Raw genomic sequence first — 15,843 nt, forward strand, 5'->3', positions numbered from 1 at the left:
CGAAAGAGTCGCCTTTGCCCCGCGATCGGTCTGCTCCGCGTCGGACGAGCGCGAAAAAGCGCCGGACCGTACGAGAGAGAGAGATTCGGAAATTGGCGATCGCTGCTGGCGGTGCCAGGGACCGCACGGGCTTCATTCTCGCGGGAATGCTGACCTATGGCGCTTCGTTCGGCTTGCGTCCGTGCGAGTGGGCGGATGCTCGCATCGTCGACGGGACGCTGGCAATCCGGTCGGCAAAATCCACCAATGGTCGCGGGATCGAAAACAGGTTTATTGAAATTTCCATCCTCGACCCCGGCGCAATTGCAAGATTTATTCTCTTTCTTGATGTTCTGCACGAAGAAGTCGGTGCGCATGGGTGGTCAAAGATCTATAATCGTCTCGCAAAACGTCTTTATAGGCTCTGCTTGAAACTCCGTATTCCAGTCGTCTGTCTGTACGCCGTGAGGCATCAAGCGCTGGCTAATGCGAAGTCGACGTTGGACCGTGTCGATGTCGCGGCGCTCGCTGGTCACGTCAGTGTCCGCACGGCGGCCACGCATTATGCTCGCCGTCGGAACGCGTGGCGACCCAAGCCGATTCCTCGCCCTACCCCGGAGACGCGCGCAGCCGTCAGGGTCACGGCTACCGTTGCTCGCTGCCTCCGATCGACCTCGCTTTCAATTTCCAAAGCCCCACGTTTTTAGGACTCCATGAACAAGCATTTCTATTGAGATACCGATGGGTCGAAATTTCGGTTCCAGGCCCCGGCTGCTGCGTTACGGAGTCGACCTCGAGTTACTCGGAACCCTAACAGGGTGATGAAATAGCCCCCTGCGGTTCAGTTTCGTTCCTTCCGCCGGCCGTCTTCGTTGCCGTTTCGGCATGCTGACCCGAGTGTCCGACCGTCCCTCGTCCTCGTTCAGGCCGCCAAGAGCTTGGGGAGCCTGACGAGGTTGTAGGCGGCGGCCGCGAAGGTGAAGGCGAAACGCTCCTTGGCGAGCCCTCGGACCTTCGTCTTCCTTTGCCCGGCCGAGCCCTTGATCCAACCGAACACCTCTTCGATCCACTTCCGCACCCTGATGCTCATGGCGTAACCCGGATGCCGTGTGGTCCTGCCGTCGATCGCCGACCGTCGACCCGCGGTGTTCTGGGCGACGTGCGGCGTCGCGCCGAGTTCTCGGAGGTCTTCGACGAAGTCGCGGGTGTCGAAGCCGCGATCGGCCCCGACCGTGACATGCCGCTTGCCCGAGACGGACGTGACGCCCTTGATCATCTCGACCGCAGCCATCCGCTCCGCGTGGCCGGAGACGCGGGTGGTCTCGGCATCGACGACGAGACCGTTGCGGTTCTCCATGAGCACGTGGCCCATGTAGCAGAGCATCGCGCCGGTGCCGGGGCTGTTGCGATAGAGCATCGCGTCGGGATCGGTCGTCGAGGCGTGCGTCGCGTTCGAGCGCTTCTCGCCGTGGAAGTCGACTTCGCCGTTGCGGCCGGTCTTCTGGTCTCCGGTCGAGCCGCTGCCCGCCGGTGGATGCTGCCCGTCGTCACCGTCCTTCGGACGAAAGCTCTTCATCGACGCCCACGCCTCGATCAGCGTGCCGTCGACCGAGAAGTGCTCGGTCGAAAGGAGCCGTTTCACCTGCGGCCGATCGAGGATGGCGGCGAGCAGCGCCACGGCGACGTCACCGTCGAGCAGACGGTCACGGTTCTTCGAGAAGGTCGAGGCGTCCCAGACGGCATCGTCGATGCCGAGCCCGACGAACCACCGGAACGACAGGTCGAAGTCAAACTGCTCGACCAGAAGCCGCTCCGAACGGATCGCGTAGAATAGTTGCAGCAGCATGGCCCGGAGCAGTTGCTCGGGCGGGATCGAGGGGCGGCCGATCCGGGAATAGAGCCCGGCGAAGTCGGCATCGAGCGTCGACAGCGCCTCGTTCACGATCGTACGGATCGCCCGCAGCGGGTGCCTCAGTGGGATCCGGCTCTCCAGATCCACGTAGCTGAACAGGGATCCCGCTCTCTCGTCCGTTCCGCGCATCGAACCACTCCGTCCTCACCAGAAGACGGAATCACGTCAAGGTGCTGAGGGAAAAGGCCTTTTTCAACAGCCTGCTAATTCGACGATGCCGTCACGGTCTTCGGCGGCCGCCCGGGACTCCGTCGAAACGATCCGTCGAGCACGCTCGGCAACGAGGGAGAGGCGTTGGCCCGGGACTCAAATGGATTGAGCCTCTTCCTCGTGGGACTTTCCATCTGCTCCACGATGGGCTCCGTCGACGACGCTTCGGTCCCAATTTCCGGGGCAGTGGACGGCATCGTGTCGTGGCGCCGCGCTTCCGCCTGCTCGTCGGTGATGATGTCGGGAGTAGCCTCGATAGGATCAACCGGGTCGTCGGTGCGCGTCGTGATGGGCGCCGGCGCGTCTTCCCATTCGGTGGCCGGTTCGGGCGGGATGGGCTCCGAGGGCAAGGCTGGATATTCGAAATTATCCCGGAGCATCCGATGAAAATCCGCCACGAATGACCCGGATTGGCGGACGTCCTGCCATGAGGTTGGATTGGCAAGCGTCTGTTGCACCCGTTGAGCCAGCCCGAGTGCGAACTCGTGGTCGACGCACGCCGTGAAATCAATACCCAAGAGGCGTAATGCCGCGCTGAAGTTTCGGAGCCCGGTCGCCTTGAGGGTATTTCGAGTCTTCGCGTCGAACAACATCTCTTTGATAAACGGCTCGTTTTGCTTTTCGCTCATTTTCGATGCTCCAAATTAGTTTCGTTGAAATGATATCGATTCTCTAGAATGTTATCAAGTGCTTTGCTTTTTAGGTAATAAATTTTTGAATTTTCAAAAATAATTGAAAATCTACGCTCGTCGTCCGGGGGCTTGGGGGAGGATCTGTGAGGTGGCTCTCGAGAACCTGCATTCGCTTTCGTCGCTGATGACGCAAAGCGGCACCGACGGAAGGAGCCACACCGACTGGTAGTAATTTGCTGTACTTCTCGAAAAAGGAAAAAAATCAAAGGCCGCAAATTAATCGCGGGCGCAATTTTCGCGCGTCGTCACGTTTGCGATCTCGGCTCCGGCGGTCGCCTCGTCAGGCATATATTTATTCACAAGGGCGAAGATCATCATTCGTCTGCGAGCGATGGCGACCTCTTTGGCACCCTGCTATGTAATTTTTGATTTTCCGAGAAAGTAACGAGAGCTATTCGGGCAAAGCTTGTCTCGGGCATTGCGGGCCCCCGCAACCAAACAAAAAAGCCCCTCCAGGATGAAATCCGGAGGGGCTTTTCGCGTTCAAGAGGCAAACGGTGGGGCGGTGGCGCCGTGCCGACTTGGCCGGCGAACGACAATCGCCGATCGCGGCTTGGCTCGCGGTGCGGAGCGCGCGGTTCCGTCCGCTCCCCCACGGCGCGTCCGTGTGTCCAGAGCCCGACCGACCGCGAACCGCCGACGGCTCGACGCGATCGTCCGGACGAAGGCCCGGCACGCCGCGGCGAGGCTCTTCCCCGCTTCCGCCATGGGGAGCGAGAACGAGCCTCGTCGAACCGTCCGGACGTGCGACCTCACCAGGAGGTCAGGACGGCGCCCTTGAACGTGTCGGCGATGAAAGCCTTCACCTCGGCCGAGCGATAGGCCTCGACGAGATCCTTGACCCAGGGCTTGTCCTTGTCGGCGACGCGCACGGCGATCACGTTGACGTAGGGCCCGTCCGGGTTCTCGCGCAGGATCGGGTCCTTGACCGGATCGAGCCCGGCCTGGGTCGCGTAGTTGGTGTTGATCGCGGCGGCGGCGACGTCGTCGAGGGCGCGCGGCGACTGGGCCGCGTCGATCTCGATGAACTGGAACTTCTTCGGGTTCTCGACGATGTCGAGCGGGCTCGGCTTCACGCCGACGCCGTCCTTCAGCGAGATCAGGCCCTTGTCGCGCAGGAGCAGGAGGGCGCGGCCGCCGTTGGTCGGATCGTTCTGGATCGAGATCTTCGAGCCCGCCGGGATCTCGTCGAAGTTCTTGTATTTCTTGGAATAGAAGCCCATCGGGAAGTTCACCGTGCGGCCGACCGAGACGATCTTGTAGCCGCGGTCCTTCACCTGATTGTCGAGATAGGGCTGGTGCTGGAACGAGTTCGCCTCGATCTCCCCGCTGTCGAGCGCGACGTTCGGCACGACGTAGTCGGAGAACTCGACGATCTGCAGATCGATGCCCTTCTTGGCCGCGACCGGCTTCACCGCCTCGAGGATCTGGGCGTGCGGGCCGGGCGTCGCGGCGATGCGGATCTTGACGGACTCCGCGGTGGCGGGGGCGGCGGCGGCGAGGAGGCCGGCCGCCGCGACGGCGGAGAGAAGCGTACGACGGGTGATCATGGGAACGGATCCTTCGGTTTCGGATCGGGGACGGAGGCGGCCGTTCAGCCGCGACGGATGCGTTTGTTGACGCGGGCGGCGAGGGTCTCGCCGAAGGACTGGACGCCCTGGACGAGGACGATCAACACGACGACGACGATCGCCATCACTTCCGGCATGAAACGCTGGTAGCCGTAGCGGATGCCGAGATCGCCGAGGCCGCCGCCGCCGACCGCGCCGACCATGGCGGAATTGGCGAGGAGGGTGACGATCGTCAGGGTCAGACCGAGCGTGATGCCGGGCAGCGCCTCGGGGACGAGCACCTTGCGGACCACCTGCAGCGGCGTCGCGCCCATGGCGAGCGAGGCCTCGATCAGGCCGTGATCGACCTCGCGGATCGCCGCCTCGACGATGCGGGCGATGAAGGGCGTGGCGGCGATGGTCAGCGGCACGATCGCCGCCGAGGTGCCGATCGAGGTGCCGACGATCGCCCGGGTGAAGGGGATGATCGCCACCACCAGGATGATGAAGGGCGTCGAGCGCGTGGCGTTGACCACGAGGCCGAGGATGCGGTTGGCGATCGGCGCGGCGAAGAGCTCGCCCTTGCCCGAGGTGGCGAGGAAGACGCCGAGGGGCGCGCCGAAGAGCGTGCCGAGGAGGCCCGACACCGCCACCATGTAGAGACTGTCGAGCGTCGCGCTCCAGACGAGCCGCAGGAGTTCAGGCGACATGACCGATCCTTTCGACGGTGACACCGGACTCAGCCAGGAAGGCCTGGAGAGCCGCGTCGTCGGCATGGGCGGCATCGATCGCCACGGTGATCGAGCCGAAGGGGCGCCCGGCGATCTCGTCGACCTGGGCCTGGAGAATGGCGACGTCGGTGCCGAACCGTCGCGACAGGCGCGCGATGGTCGGTTCTTCCGCCTGTTCGCCGGTGAAGAGCAGGCGCAGCACGGCGCGCGAGGCGCCTTCGCGCGACCCGAGCAGACGCTCGGCCAGCAACGGCGGCAGGGCCCGCCCGGTGAGCGTGCCGAGGAAGGACCGCGCCGTCTCGGTCTTCGGCTGGGTGATGACCTCGTAGGCCGGCCCCTGTTCGATGATGCGGCCCGCCTCGATGACGCCGACCCGGCCGCAGATCTCCTTCACCACCTCCATCTCGTGGGTGATGAGCAGGATGGTGACGCCGAGCTCACGGTTGACCTGGGCGAGGAGCGCCAGGATCGAGCGCGTCGTCTCCGGGTCCAGCGCCGAGGTGGCCTCGTCGCTGAGCAGCACCTTGGGGCGCGTGGCGAGCGCCCGGGCGATGCCGACGCGCTGCTTCTGCCCGCCGGAGAGTTCCACCGGATAGCGTGCGCGCTTGTCGGCGAGGCCGACGAGGTCGAGCAGCGGTGCCACCGTCGCCTCGATCGTCCGTCGGTCGACGCCGGCGAATTCGAGCGGCAGGGCGACGTTGTCGAAGACGCTGCGCGAGGAGACCAGATTGAAGTGCTGGAAGATCATGCCGATCTTGCGCCGTTCGGCGCGCAGGCGGCTGCCGTCGAGCGCGGTGATCTCGACGCCGTCGACGGTGACGGTCCCGCGCGTCGGCTGCTCGAGGCCGTTGACGGTGCGGATCAGGGTCGACTTGCCGGCGCCGGAACGCCCGATCACGCCATAGATCTCGCCGGGGTAGACCTCGAGATCGACGTCGGCGAGTGCCGTCACTTCCGCGCTGGTCGCGGTCTTCGGGTAGATCCGCGTCACGCCGGCGAGCCTCACCATGGGGGCGCGTGCGTCGCGGGAGAAGGGGATGGGCCGTGCCGCACTCGGCTCGGCCGTCGATTCCGTGGTCACTGGCAGCTCCGTCGCCTGTCGATGTCTCGGGCCATGCTAGAGAAATTCGTTTCCAACCGACAGGCTTCGGGCAACGGAGAATTGGAAACGCATTTCGATCCTCGATCCCATCGGGAGCGGGAAATCAGATTCCATGGAACGCGGCCGTTCCGAAGCGTGTGGAAGCCCCCGCGGCAGTGCGCTGGAAACGGCTTTCGGCGGAGCGGGCGAGTGGGCCATGCATCGGGTGCATGGCCCCTCCACGCCGGACGCCGCGGGCCGGCGTCGGGCCGGCCGGCGGGTCAATGCCGATGCGAAGCGATGCCGCGGACACGGTGCGTGACGGCGAGCTCGCGCGCGGCGCGGGTGACCTGATCGAGCGAGCGGAAGATCCGACCCTCGAGGCGATCGAAGGTGGGGGCGGAGGAGAAGAACTTGAAGTCGCCCGGCTCGCCGACCGCGACTCCGGCGGTCTGGTGATGGACGTCGATGGCATAGGCGATGTGCATGGCGTCGTTCGCCGCTCGCGCGGCGTCCTCTGAAACGATGGCGAAGGGGGCGATCCGCCGTGAGCCGCTTCGTGCGCGGCGGTCCGGGCGGAGCGATCGGTGCGACGGGCAGATCAGCGGTCGCTGCGACAGGTCGTGGACATGGGTACCTCCGAGGACGAGGAGCCCACGAAACCCTTCGTGGTGCTTTTAGCCTTGGTGACGCGGTGCAAGCTGCTCCGACAAATCCCGCGATCGCTCCGGTCCGAGCCGTCTCGACCCTTTCAGAATGCCTCTCTTCGCCGCCGATCGCGACGAAACGGCTTGCGAATTTCCGAGCGCCGGAAAAATAAAATACTTTTTTTGTAGATTATATCGTCGCGGCGGGTCGGCATGTCGATGCCCCGGTCGGGGTGCGGCTTTCGGCCGGCTCGCCGGTCTTGGAAAACGAATGACGTCGGCGTGGGCGATTTGGAACGCCCGCCCACGCGCCGGCCGCCGCCGCGGGCTAGACTCCTCGGAAATCGCGGCCGCGGGCCGTCGTCGCAGACCCATCCGGGAGGACCCGATGACCACATTGCTGCTTCCGGGGCTCCACGGGTCGGGGCCCGGCCATTGGCAGAGGCGCTGGCTCGCCGAGGTCGAGGACATGGTCCTCGTCGAGCAGGACGACTGGGATCGGCCCGATCTCGAAGGCTGGCTCGCCCGCGTCGAGCGCGCGGTCGAGGACAATCCCGGCGCGACGATCGCCGGTCACAGTCTGGGCGCCGTCCTCGCCGTTCATCTGGCGGCGCGGCGGCCCGACCTGCCGATCGCCGGGCTGCTGCTGGTCGCGCCCGCCGACGTCGAACTGCATCGGCGCAAGGGGCCGCACGTCGCCGCCTTCGCCCCGTTGCCGACCGCGCCGCTCGGGCGCCCGGCGATCGTCGTCGCCAGTCGCGACGATCCGTGGATGAAGTTCGCCCGATCGACCGTCCTCGCCGACATGTGGGAGGCGGCGCTGATCGACGTCGGACGCGTCGGCCACGTCAATGCCGACAGCGGGCTCGGCCGCTGGGACGAGGGACTGGCGCTGCTCGATCGGTTGCGCCGGATGGAGGGCGGCCGGGTCCGCCTCACGGCGGCGCGGGCCGGCTGAGACGGCGGCGCGTGGGCAGGAACGCGAAGAGGGGCGGCGAGATCATCGCCACCCCTCTTCGTTTGGTCGGTCCGGCATCGGTTCAGCCGGCGATGCGGCTCGTCGCGTTCGATCGCGTCGCGGCGCCGCTCGCCGAGCGGCCGTCGTCGAAGAACAGGCGCCAGCGGGTCGGCGCGAGCGACAGGACGTCGCCGATCGCCACCTGGAGTTCCGGGACGACGTCGATCTCCAGCGCCGTACCGCCGGTCAGCGCGACGCCGAGGCGGCGGGCGACGCCGTGGCGACGGTGGCCGGTGACGGTGCCGGCGAGGCCGCCGGCCGCGTCGGGGCCGATCGCCCAGTGCTGCGGCCGCACCCAGAGGGTCGCGGGGCCGGCGCCGAGCACGTCGACGCCGAGATCGAGCACGGTGTCGCCGACCTTCGCCCGGCCGTGTTCGACGGTGACGGGGATGCGGCTGGCGTCGCCGATGAAGTCGAAGACGAAGGGCGAGGCGGGGGCGTCGTAGATCTCGTCGGGGGTGCCGATCTGCTCGATCCGGCCCTTGTTCAACACCACCACCCGGTCGGCGAGTTCCAGTGCCTCGTCCTGGTCGTGGGTGACGAAGACGGTGGTGTAGCCGGTGTGGTCGTGGATCTCGCGCAGCCACTTGCGCAGATCCTTGCGCACCTGGGCGTCGAGCGCGCCGAAGGGTTCGTCGAGGAAGAGCACGCGCGGCTCGACCGCAAGCGCCCGAGCGAGCGCCACGCGTTGACGCTGGCCGCCGGAGAGCTGCGAGGGATAGCGCTTGGCGAGCGTCGGCAGCTGGACGAGGTCGAGCAGTTCGTCGACCCGCCGCTTGATCTCGGCGCCGCTCGGCCGCTCCGACTTCGGCTTGACCGTGAGGCCGAAGGCGATGTTCTCGGCCACCGTCATGTGGCGGAAGAGGGCGTAGTGCTGGAAGACGAAGCCGACGCGACGTTCGCGCACGGGAAGGAGCGAGGCGTCTTCCTCGCCGAAATGGACGACCCCCGCGCTCGGCTGCTCGAGGCCGGCGAGCACGCGCAGCAGCGTCGTCTTGCCGGAACCCGAAGGGCCGAGGAGCGCCAGCAACTCGCCCGAGCGGATGTCGAGATCGAGCCCGTGGAGGGCGGGAAAGTCGCCGAAGTCCTTGGCGAGGCCGCGAATGTGAATGTCCATGGGGTGCCTCAGTGCCGGGTCGAACGGGCGAGTTCGTCGCCGTATCGCCATTCGAGGAAGGTCTTGAGCACGAGGGTGACGAGCGCGAGGACCGCCAGGACCGAGGCGATCGCGAAGGCGCCGACGAAGTCGTACTCGTTGTAGAGGATCTCCACCTGCAGCGGCATGGTGTTGGTCTGGCCGCGGATGTGGCCGGAGACGACCGACACCGCGCCGAACTCGCCCATCGCCCGGGCGTTGCACAGCAGCACGCCGTAGAGCAGGCCCCACTTGATGTTGGGCAGCGTCACCCGGGTGAAGATCGTCCAGCCCGAGGCGCCGAGCGTCAGCGCCGCTTCCTCGTCGGCCGCCCCTTGCGCCTGCATGATCGGGATCAGCTCGCGGGCGACGAAGGGGAAGGTGACGAAGATCGTGGCGAGGACCAGTCCGGGGACCGCGAAGATCACCTGGATCCCGTGCGCCTTGAACCACGGACCGACCAACCCGTTGGCGCCGAAGAGCAGCACGAAGACGAGGCCCGAGACGACCGGCGACACCGAGAAGGGCAGGTCGATCAGCGTGACGAGCAGGTTGCGGCCGGGGAAGGCGAAGCGGGTGATCGCCCAGGCGGCGGCGATGCCGAACACCAGATTGGCCGGAACCGAGATCGCCGCGACGAGAAGCGTCAGCCGGATCGCGGCGAGGGCGTCGGGATCGGCGAAGCCGGCGAAATAGGCGCCGAGCCCCTTGCGCAGGCCTTCGGTGAAGACGCCGGCGATCGGCAGGGCGAGCACCAGCGCGAGGAAGGCGATCGCCAACGCGACGAGGACGCGGCGCGCGCCTGCGGTCTCGCCGATCGGCGGCGGCACCGGCAGGGCCCGCGGGCGGGGCGGATCGAGCGGGAACCTCTGGTCGGTCGCCATCACCACCTCTTCTCGGTCCAGTGTTGCAGGGCGTTGATCGCGAAGAGCAGGGCGAAGGAGACCGCCAGCATGACGACGGCGACGCCGGTCGCCCCGACGTAGTCGAACTCCTCGAGCTTGATGACGACGAGGAGCGGCGCGATCTCGGTCAGCCCCGGCATGTTGCCGGCGATGAAGACGATCGAGCCGTATTCGCCGACGCCGCGCGCGAAGGCGAGCGTGAAGCCGGTCAGCACCGCCGGGACGAGCGGCGGCAGCAAGACGCGGAAGACGGTCGCCGCGCGGCTCGCGCCGAGCGTGGCGGCGGCTTCCTCGACCTCGCGGTCGAGATCGGCGAGGAGCGGCTGCACCGTGCGCACGACGAAGGGCAGGCCGACGAAGACCAGCGCCACCACGACGCCGAGGCGGGAATAGGCGACCTTGATCCCCATCGGCTCGATGATCGCGCCGATCCAGCCGTTCCTGGCGAAGAGCGCGGCGAGCGTGATGCCGGCGACCGCGGTCGGCAACGCGAAGGGCAGGTCGACGGCGGCGTCGACCAGACTGCGGCCGGGGAAGCGGTAGCGCGTCAGCACCCAGGCGACGAGCACGCCGAAGACGGCATTGATCGCCGCCGCGATCAGCGCCGCGCCGAAGGAGAGTTCGAGCGCGGCGAGCACGCGCGGGCTTGCGAGCAGCTTGGCGAATCCGTCGATGCCGAGGCCGGATGCCTTCAGCACGAGCGCGGCGAGCGGGATCAGCACGACGAAGGAGAGCCAGACCACGGTCCAGCCGAAGGCGAGGCCGAACCCCGGCAGGACGCCGGAGACGAGCGGCGCGCGACGCGGAGCGGTGCGGGGGGAGGCGGGGACGTCGGTCATGGAGCCTCTGGTCGTTGGTCTCGGCGACGGGCGGACGGCGGAGCGCCGAACGTCGGCGCTTCTCCCCTCCCCTTAGGGGAGGGGTAGGGGGTGGGGTGAGGCCGAAGGCAGGCCGATCGGGCGTAGCCTCGGCGGCCTCTGCTTCTACCGCACCGCCGCTCACCCCACCCGGCCCTGCGGGCCACCCTCCCCTGAGGGGAGGGTGAGAGCTGCGCCCGTCTCGCGAAACGAGGCCCCTCGTGCGGACACGAGGGAGCCCCTCTCGTCGAGCCGGTGCGGGTCAGTTCGCCGGCTTGTAGAGCTGGTCGAAGGTGCCGCCTTCGCCGAAGTGGAAGGCCTGCGCCTTGCCCCAGCCGCCGAACAGCGGATCGTCGATCGAGATCAGCTCGACCTTCGGGAAGCGGTCGAGCAACGCCTTGTCGACGCCGGCGGGGTTCGACGGGCGATAGTGGTGCTTGGCGGCGAGGTTCTGGCCCTTCTCCGAATAGAGGAAGGCGAGATAGGCCTCGGCCTGTTTGCGGGTGCCCTTGGCGTCGACCACACCGTCGACCAGCGCCACCGGCGGCTCGGCGAGGATCGAATAGGGCGGCACGACGATGTCGAACTTGTCGGCGCCGAACTCGTCGAAGACGAGATAGGCCTCGTTCTCCCAGGCGAGCAGCACGTCGCCGAGACCGCGCTGGGCGAAGGTCGTGGTCGAGCCGCGGGCGCCGGTGTCGAGGACGGGCACGTGCTTGAACAGCTCGGCGATGTAGCCGCGCACCTTGGCGTCGTCGCCCTTGTATTCCCTGGCCGCCCAGGCCCAGGCGGCGAGGTAGTTCCAGCGCGCGCCGCCCGAGGTCTTCGGGTTGGGCGTGATCACTTCGACGCCGGGCTTCACCAGGTCGGACCAGTTCCTGATGCCCTTCGGGTTCCCCTTCTTGACGAGGAAGAGGATGGTCGAGGTGTAGGGCGAGGAGTTGTTGGCGAGCCGCTTCTGCCAGTCGGCCGGCAGCTTGCCGGTGTGCTTGGCGATGGCGTCGATGTCGGCGGCGAGCGCCAGCGTCACCACGTCGGCGTCGAGCCCGTCGATGACCGACCGCGCCTGCTTGCCCGAGCCGCCGTGCGACGCCTTGATCGAGACGGTCTCGCCGGTCTTCGCCTTCCACTCGGCGACGAACACCTGGTTCACCTCCTTGTAGAACTCCCGGGTCGGGTCGTAGCTGACGTTCAGGAGCGAGGTTTCGGCGCGAGCAAAGACCGTGGCGCCGAGCACCATGCCGAAGGCGGCGGTGACGACCGCCAGATCCCGCAGACGGGCGAGGGCGGAGCGGCGGGATCGAAGCATGGAGATCGAGGGCGGCATGGGCGTCTCCGTCTGAGAAGAGGATATGCCACAAAGACTACTTATGCCATAGATTATGTCTATTCCATAGATTCACGGAGATCGAAACGACTTGCCTGCGGCAGGGCGGGACGCGCAATGCCGTTCCCCTCGCGGTGCGAGACGTCCGGCTTCGAGGGGGGCGTTTCTCCGCCGGTCGCAGAGCACGTCGGCGTCGGGCGAGGCAGAGCGCTCGACGTCGGTCAGCGACCGAAGGCGCGATCCACGGGGGGCGCGCCGGAGGCCGACTGCGAGGCCATGTCGGCGAGGGTCAGATTGTCGAGCACCTTCGCCATGGCGTCGCGTACTTCGAGCATCGTGAGCCGGACGGCGCAACCGGCGAGATCGTCGCAGTCGTCGCAGGGTTGGTAGGCGGTGCGGCTGGCGCAGGCGATCGGCGCGAGCGGCCCGTCGAGCGCACGTACGATCGCGCCGACGGCGATGTCGCGGGCGTCGCGCGCGAGACCGTAGCCGCCGCCCGGCCCCTTCTTGGAGCGGACGAAGCCGGCATTCCGGAGATCGAGCAGGATGGCGTCGAGGAACTTCTTGGAAATGTGCTCGGCCGCGGCGATCTCGGCCGACTGCGCGGAGAGGCCGGCGTCGAGCCGCGCCAGATACACCATGGCCTTGAGCCCGTACTTGCCCTTCTTGGTCAACACCGCGAACGCCTCCGATCTTCCTCTCGATAGTCGTTCGCCCGGTGTCGATCAATATGTCTCGCGCGCCGGCGCCGGCGCCGCGGCGCCCGACCGCGCCGGTGCCGCGGACGCGATCGTCCGTCGTTCACGCCCGCGGCGGGGGCGCGCGTCCTGCAGAACAGCCGTTCGGGGACCCGTCGTCGCCCGCCGACGGGTCACGCCTTCTTCGCGCGGTCGATCCAGTCTGCGAAGGCGGCGAGATAGGACTTCATGAAGGCCTCCGTCTTGGGATCGGCGAAGCCGCCGGAGGGCGCGAACATCGTGCCGGCGCCGCCGAGATAGGCTTCCGGCTGCTGCAGGGTCGGCATGTCGAGGAAGACGAGCGACTGGCGCAGGTGGTGATTGGCGCCGAAGGCACCGAGTGTGCCGGGCGTCAACGAGATCACCGCGGCGGGCTTGCCCGACCAGACGCTGGCGCCGTAGGGGCGCGATCCGACGTCGATCGCGTTCTTCAGGGCGCCGGGGACGGAACGATTGTATTCGGGCGTCACGAACAGCACCGCATCGGCGGGCTTCACCGCCGCGCGAAAGGCGGTCCAGGCGACGGGGGCGACGCCTTCGTCGAGGTCGGGATCGTAGAGCGGCAGATCGCGAATCTCGACGAGCGACAGAGCGAGGCGATCTTCGCCCAGCCCGCCGAGCGCGGCGGCCAGTTGCCCGGTGAAGGCATGCTTGCGCAGGCTTCCGACGATCACGGCGACGTTGTGTCTGGACATGTCTCTTCCTTTCGTTGGTGCATGGACTGCGTGGCGGCGGCCGGTTCGACGACCCGTCGTGCCGATGCCGGCGACGCCGAACGCAGAACGTCCGCCCGACGGTTTCCCGTCGGACGGTGCTCTTCGGCGATGCCGATGGCGTCACATCTCGTCGACGGCCTTCGCGAGCTTCGCCTTGCCGGCGCCGACGGCCTTCTGCAGGTCGCCCTTGGCTTCCTGGATGAGACCTTCGGCCTTCAGCCGGTCGTCGTCCAGGATTTTGCCTGCGACCTGCTTCGCCTTGCCGGCGGCCTCGTTGGCATAGCCCTTGATCTTGTCGGTGGTGGCGCTCATGGGACGCTCCTTTCGTCGTTTCCGTCGTTCGGGGTCTCGTCCATCGCTTCGTGATGCCGTGCGTCGCGGCTTCTGCGGTCGACTGTCCCCACAACGTCCGACGTGCGGAAGCGGTTCCCGATGCGGCGGGATATTCGTCGCGGCCGGTTCGCCGATCGTGCCGGCGGGAACTTCTCGCGCCTCCGTGCGTTTCTCGGACGAGGGCGCTCGAAGATCGCCCACCCCAACCACGAGGGTTCCCATGACTCGTCAGATGCTCGTTGCCGTCGTCGTCGTCCTCGTCGTGGCCGTCGGTGTTCTCGGCTGGCAACTCCACGAAGAGCGAAAGCAGCCGGACGGGGTCGAGATCTCGATCGGCAACAACGGCATCTCGGTGAAGGAGAAGTGATTTGAAGACCTCGGCCGATGCCTTCGAGACGCTGCGGCGCCTCGAAGGGGAGTTGGTCGACGGGCGACGGCTGAAGGTCGGGGATCTGGTCGACATGCTCGGCACGGCGGGCTTTCCGCTGCTGTTCATCGTGCTCGCCCTGCCGCCCCTGATCCCCGTGCCCGGCCCTTGGGGCATGGCCTTCGGGACGCTCGTGGTGATCGCCGCGATCCAGTGCGCATGGGGCTTCGATCGCCTGCGTCTTCCGAACGCCTTCGCCGAGTTCGCGCTTCCCGCGGGGGCTCTGCGGGCGGCGTTGCGGAAGGTGCTGCCGTTTCTCGACGGACTGCGCCGACTGTTCCGGGCCGGGCGCCGACAGGACCTGGCGGGGGACGGCGCACGCCGCGTCGCCGCCGTGCTGATCGCGCTCCTCGGCTTCGCCGTCGCCCTGCCGATCCCGCTCGGCAACGTGCCGCCGGTCGTCGCGATCGTCGCGGTCGCCGCGTCTCTGCTGATGCGCGACGGGGTCGCGCTCGCCCTGTCCGGCCTCGTCGGACTGGCGGCGATCGCCTGGACGATCGCGCTCCTGTTCGTCGGCGCGAGCCTGATCGAGGGTCTGTTCGACCTGATGGGAGGGCGGCTCGCATGACCGGACGCCGACGCGCGCTGGTCGTCGCCAACGAGAACGCCAGACGCGGTGCCGAGGTGCTGGCCCCGGCGCTCGAGGCGTTTGCTCGAAACGGCATCGAATGCGTACGGGTGCAGGGCCGCGACGCCCGCGAGCTTCGCGACCGGGTGTCGGCGCTCGCCGACGAGGCCGACATGATCGTCGCCGTCGGCGGAGACGGCACGGCGAACTCGGTCGCCGCCGCCGCGCTGGCGACCGGCCTGCCCATCGGGCTGGTGCCGGCCGGAACCGGCAACGATCTCGCCCGGACGCTGTCGCTGCCGCTCGCCCCCGCGGCGGCGGTGCAGGTGATCGCCGAGGGTAGGGCGCGCCGCGTCGACCTCGGCGAGGTGAACGGCCACCTCTACTTCAACGTCGCCAGTCTCGGTCTGTCGGTCACGCTCGCCGATCGACTGGAGAGCGGCGTCAAACGTCGGTTCGGCCGCCTCGGTTATCTCTTCGCGCTCCTGCGTGCGATCGTCGACGCGCGGCCGTTCCGCGCCACCATCCTGACGGAGACGGGCGAGACGATCGCGGTCGAGACGCTCCAGATCGCCGTCGGCAACGGACGCCACTACGGCGGCGGCATGGTGGTGGAAGAGACCGCCGCGATCGACGACGGGCGGCTCGATCTCTATTCGCTCGAATTCCCGGCGGTGTGGCGACTGCTCGGCATCGCCGGCTCCTTCCCGCGAGGTCGGCACGGCGTGAGACCCGAAGTGCGCGCCCTGAGCGGAACGCGCTTCGAGATCCTGACGCGGCGTCCGCGCTCGATCAGCGTCGACGGCGAGGTTCTGACCCGCACGCCGGCGGTCTGTCGGGTTCTCCCCGGCGCCGTCCGCATCTTCGCGCCCGTCGCGCCCGGAACGAACTCATCTGAACCGCGTCGAAACCCCGGACACACGAACAGAGGAGACCAGACACGTCCCGAACGTTCATGATCTCCGCGGTGATCCACATGATGGTCCAGGCCGTCACCTTCGGGATCGGCGCCCTCCTG

Annotated in this window: 18 protein-coding genes; 5 read left to right on the top strand and 13 right to left on the bottom strand. The window is 67.4% G+C overall.

The genetic code is table 11. The features are described 5' to 3' along the window. Nucleotides 1–92 precede the first annotated feature (92 nt). The gene (locus tag ACT53U_RS16265) at nt 93–686 is read left to right on the top strand and encodes a hypothetical protein (RefSeq protein ID WP_476156844.1); all 594 of its coding nucleotides are present in this window, start codon (nt 93–95) and stop codon (nt 684–686) included. A gap of 215 nt (nt 687–901) precedes the next feature. Here the strand turns inward: ACT53U_RS16265 and ACT53U_RS16270 are convergent, their stop codons facing one another. The 6 genes from ACT53U_RS16270 to ACT53U_RS16295 form a co-directional block, all read right to left on the bottom strand. Further along, nucleotides 902–2,020, bottom strand: a complete 1,119-nt coding sequence (locus ACT53U_RS16270) for an IS5 family transposase (protein WP_476156846.1) — start codon at nt 2,018–2,020, stop codon at nt 902–904. A gap of 74 nt (nt 2,021–2,094) precedes the next feature. After that, nucleotides 2,095–2,730 carry a hypothetical protein gene (locus ACT53U_RS16275; protein ID WP_476156848.1) on the bottom strand — a complete coding sequence of 212 codons (636 nt, stop codon included), beginning with the start codon at nt 2,728–2,730 and terminating at the stop codon, nt 2,095–2,097. 815 nt (nt 2,731–3,545) lie between these two features. Beyond that, nucleotides 3,546–4,343 carry a MetQ/NlpA family ABC transporter substrate-binding protein gene (locus ACT53U_RS16280; protein WP_476156850.1) on the bottom strand — a complete coding sequence of 266 codons (798 nt, stop codon included), beginning with the start codon at nt 4,341–4,343 and terminating at the stop codon, nt 3,546–3,548. 44 nt (nt 4,344–4,387) lie between these two features. Beyond that, nucleotides 4,388–5,053, bottom strand: a complete 666-nt coding sequence (locus ACT53U_RS16285) for a methionine ABC transporter permease (RefSeq protein WP_476156851.1) — start codon at nt 5,051–5,053, stop codon at nt 4,388–4,390. After that, entirely contained in the window at nt 5,043–6,083 is a 1,041-nt protein-coding gene (locus tag ACT53U_RS16290) for a methionine ABC transporter ATP-binding protein (RefSeq protein WP_476156853.1), read from the bottom strand. The genes ACT53U_RS16285 and ACT53U_RS16290 overlap by 11 nt, the downstream gene beginning before the upstream one ends. Nucleotides 6,084–6,436: 353 nt before the next feature. Next, on the bottom strand, nt 6,437–6,643 hold the full coding sequence (locus tag ACT53U_RS16295; RefSeq protein ID WP_476156855.1) for a hypothetical protein: 207 nt from the start codon (nt 6,641–6,643) through the stop codon (nt 6,437–6,439). A gap of 547 nt (nt 6,644–7,190) precedes the next feature. Between ACT53U_RS16295 and ACT53U_RS16300 the strand changes: the two genes are divergently transcribed. Continuing rightward, complete coding sequence (locus tag ACT53U_RS16300) at nt 7,191–7,760, top strand: RBBP9/YdeN family alpha/beta hydrolase (protein WP_476156856.1); 570 nt, start codon at nt 7,191–7,193, stop codon at nt 7,758–7,760. Nucleotides 7,761–7,842: 82 nt separating this feature from the next. Here the strand turns inward: ACT53U_RS16300 and ACT53U_RS16305 are convergent, their stop codons facing one another. The 7 genes from ACT53U_RS16305 to ACT53U_RS16335 form a co-directional block, all read right to left on the bottom strand. Further along, nucleotides 7,843–8,937 (bottom strand): sulfate/molybdate ABC transporter ATP-binding protein, encoded by a 1,095-nt coding sequence (locus ACT53U_RS16305; RefSeq protein ID WP_476156857.1) that lies wholly within the window; start codon nt 8,935–8,937, stop codon nt 7,843–7,845. An 8-nt stretch (nt 8,938–8,945) separates the two neighbouring features. Further along, a complete protein-coding gene (cysW, locus tag ACT53U_RS16310) occupies nt 8,946–9,839 on the bottom strand; it encodes a sulfate ABC transporter permease subunit CysW (protein ID WP_476156858.1) in 894 nt (297 codons plus the stop codon). Beyond that, nucleotides 9,839–10,699: a sulfate ABC transporter permease subunit CysT gene (cysT, locus tag ACT53U_RS16315; protein WP_476156859.1), complete on the bottom strand. Its 861-nt coding sequence runs from the start codon at nt 10,697–10,699 to the stop codon at nt 9,839–9,841. The genes cysW and cysT overlap by 1 nt, the downstream gene beginning before the upstream one ends. A 280-nt stretch (nt 10,700–10,979) precedes the next feature. Further along, nucleotides 10,980–12,044, bottom strand: coding sequence for a sulfate ABC transporter substrate-binding protein (locus tag ACT53U_RS16320; protein ID WP_476156860.1), 1,065 nt, complete (start codon nt 12,042–12,044; stop codon nt 10,980–10,982). Between the two features lie 221 nt (nt 12,045–12,265). After that, complete coding sequence (locus ACT53U_RS16325) at nt 12,266–12,721, bottom strand: RrF2 family transcriptional regulator (protein WP_476156861.1); 456 nt, start codon at nt 12,719–12,721, stop codon at nt 12,266–12,268. Between the two features lie 194 nt (nt 12,722–12,915). Beyond that, complete coding sequence (locus ACT53U_RS16330; RefSeq protein ID WP_476156862.1) at nt 12,916–13,476, bottom strand: NADPH-dependent FMN reductase; 561 nt, start codon at nt 13,474–13,476, stop codon at nt 12,916–12,918. Nucleotides 13,477–13,617: 141 nt separating this feature from the next. After that, the gene (locus ACT53U_RS16335; protein ID WP_476156863.1) at nt 13,618–13,809 is read right to left on the bottom strand and encodes a CsbD family protein; all 192 of its coding nucleotides are present in this window, start codon (nt 13,807–13,809) and stop codon (nt 13,618–13,620) included. A gap of 241 nt (nt 13,810–14,050) precedes the next feature. Here ACT53U_RS16335 and ACT53U_RS16340 point away from each other — a divergent pair, with 241 nt between their 5' ends. From ACT53U_RS16340 to ACT53U_RS16350, 3 genes are read left to right on the top strand one after another with little or no spacing between them, the layout of a single operon-like run. Next, nucleotides 14,051–14,197, top strand: coding sequence for a hypothetical protein (locus tag ACT53U_RS16340; RefSeq protein ID WP_476156864.1), 147 nt, complete (start codon nt 14,051–14,053; stop codon nt 14,195–14,197). Between the two features lies 1 nt (nt 14,198). Next, nucleotides 14,199–14,825: an exopolysaccharide biosynthesis protein gene (locus ACT53U_RS16345; protein ID WP_476156865.1), complete on the top strand. Its 627-nt coding sequence runs from the start codon at nt 14,199–14,201 to the stop codon at nt 14,823–14,825. Continuing rightward, on the top strand, nt 14,822–15,784 hold the full coding sequence (locus ACT53U_RS16350; RefSeq protein ID WP_476156866.1) for a lipid kinase: 963 nt from the start codon (nt 14,822–14,824) through the stop codon (nt 15,782–15,784). Before ACT53U_RS16345 ends, ACT53U_RS16350 begins: the two co-directional genes overlap by 4 nt. The last annotated feature ends 59 nt before the right edge of the window (nt 15,785–15,843 follow it).

Source organism: Pinisolibacter sp. DMC19 (assembly GCF_056313985.1).

Coding starts and splice junctions, on each gene's coding strand:
- cysW (WP_476156858.1), bottom strand. CDS start 9,839: ATGGCGACCGACCAGAGGTTCCCGCTCGATCCGCCCCGCCCGCGGGCC.
- ACT53U_RS16295 (WP_476156855.1), bottom strand. CDS start 6,643: ATGCACATCGCCTATGCCATCGACGTCCATCACCAGACCGCCGGAGTC.
- ACT53U_RS16305 (WP_476156857.1), bottom strand. CDS start 8,937: ATGGACATTCACATTCGCGGCCTCGCCAAGGACTTCGGCGACTTTCCC.
- ACT53U_RS16350 (WP_476156866.1), top strand. CDS start 14,822: ATGACCGGACGCCGACGCGCGCTGGTCGTCGCCAACGAGAACGCCAGA.
- ACT53U_RS16340 (WP_476156864.1), top strand. CDS start 14,051: ATGACTCGTCAGATGCTCGTTGCCGTCGTCGTCGTCCTCGTCGTGGCC.
- ACT53U_RS16290 (WP_476156853.1), bottom strand. CDS start 6,083: ATGGTGAGGCTCGCCGGCGTGACGCGGATCTACCCGAAGACCGCGACC.
- cysT (WP_476156859.1), bottom strand. CDS start 10,699: ATGACCGACGTCCCCGCCTCCCCCCGCACCGCTCCGCGTCGCGCGCCG.
- ACT53U_RS16285 (WP_476156851.1), bottom strand. CDS start 5,053: ATGTCGCCTGAACTCCTGCGGCTCGTCTGGAGCGCGACGCTCGACAGT.
- ACT53U_RS16270 (WP_476156846.1), bottom strand. CDS start 2,020: ATGCGCGGAACGGACGAGAGAGCGGGATCCCTGTTCAGCTACGTGGAT.
- ACT53U_RS16300 (WP_476156856.1), top strand. CDS start 7,191: ATGACCACATTGCTGCTTCCGGGGCTCCACGGGTCGGGGCCCGGCCAT.
- ACT53U_RS16275 (WP_476156848.1), bottom strand. CDS start 2,730: ATGAGCGAAAAGCAAAACGAGCCGTTTATCAAAGAGATGTTGTTCGAC.
- ACT53U_RS16330 (WP_476156862.1), bottom strand. CDS start 13,476: ATGTCCAGACACAACGTCGCCGTGATCGTCGGAAGCCTGCGCAAGCAT.
- ACT53U_RS16280 (WP_476156850.1), bottom strand. CDS start 4,343: ATGATCACCCGTCGTACGCTTCTCTCCGCCGTCGCGGCGGCCGGCCTC.
- ACT53U_RS16335 (WP_476156863.1), bottom strand. CDS start 13,809: ATGAGCGCCACCACCGACAAGATCAAGGGCTATGCCAACGAGGCCGCC.
- ACT53U_RS16320 (WP_476156860.1), bottom strand. CDS start 12,044: ATGCCGCCCTCGATCTCCATGCTTCGATCCCGCCGCTCCGCCCTCGCC.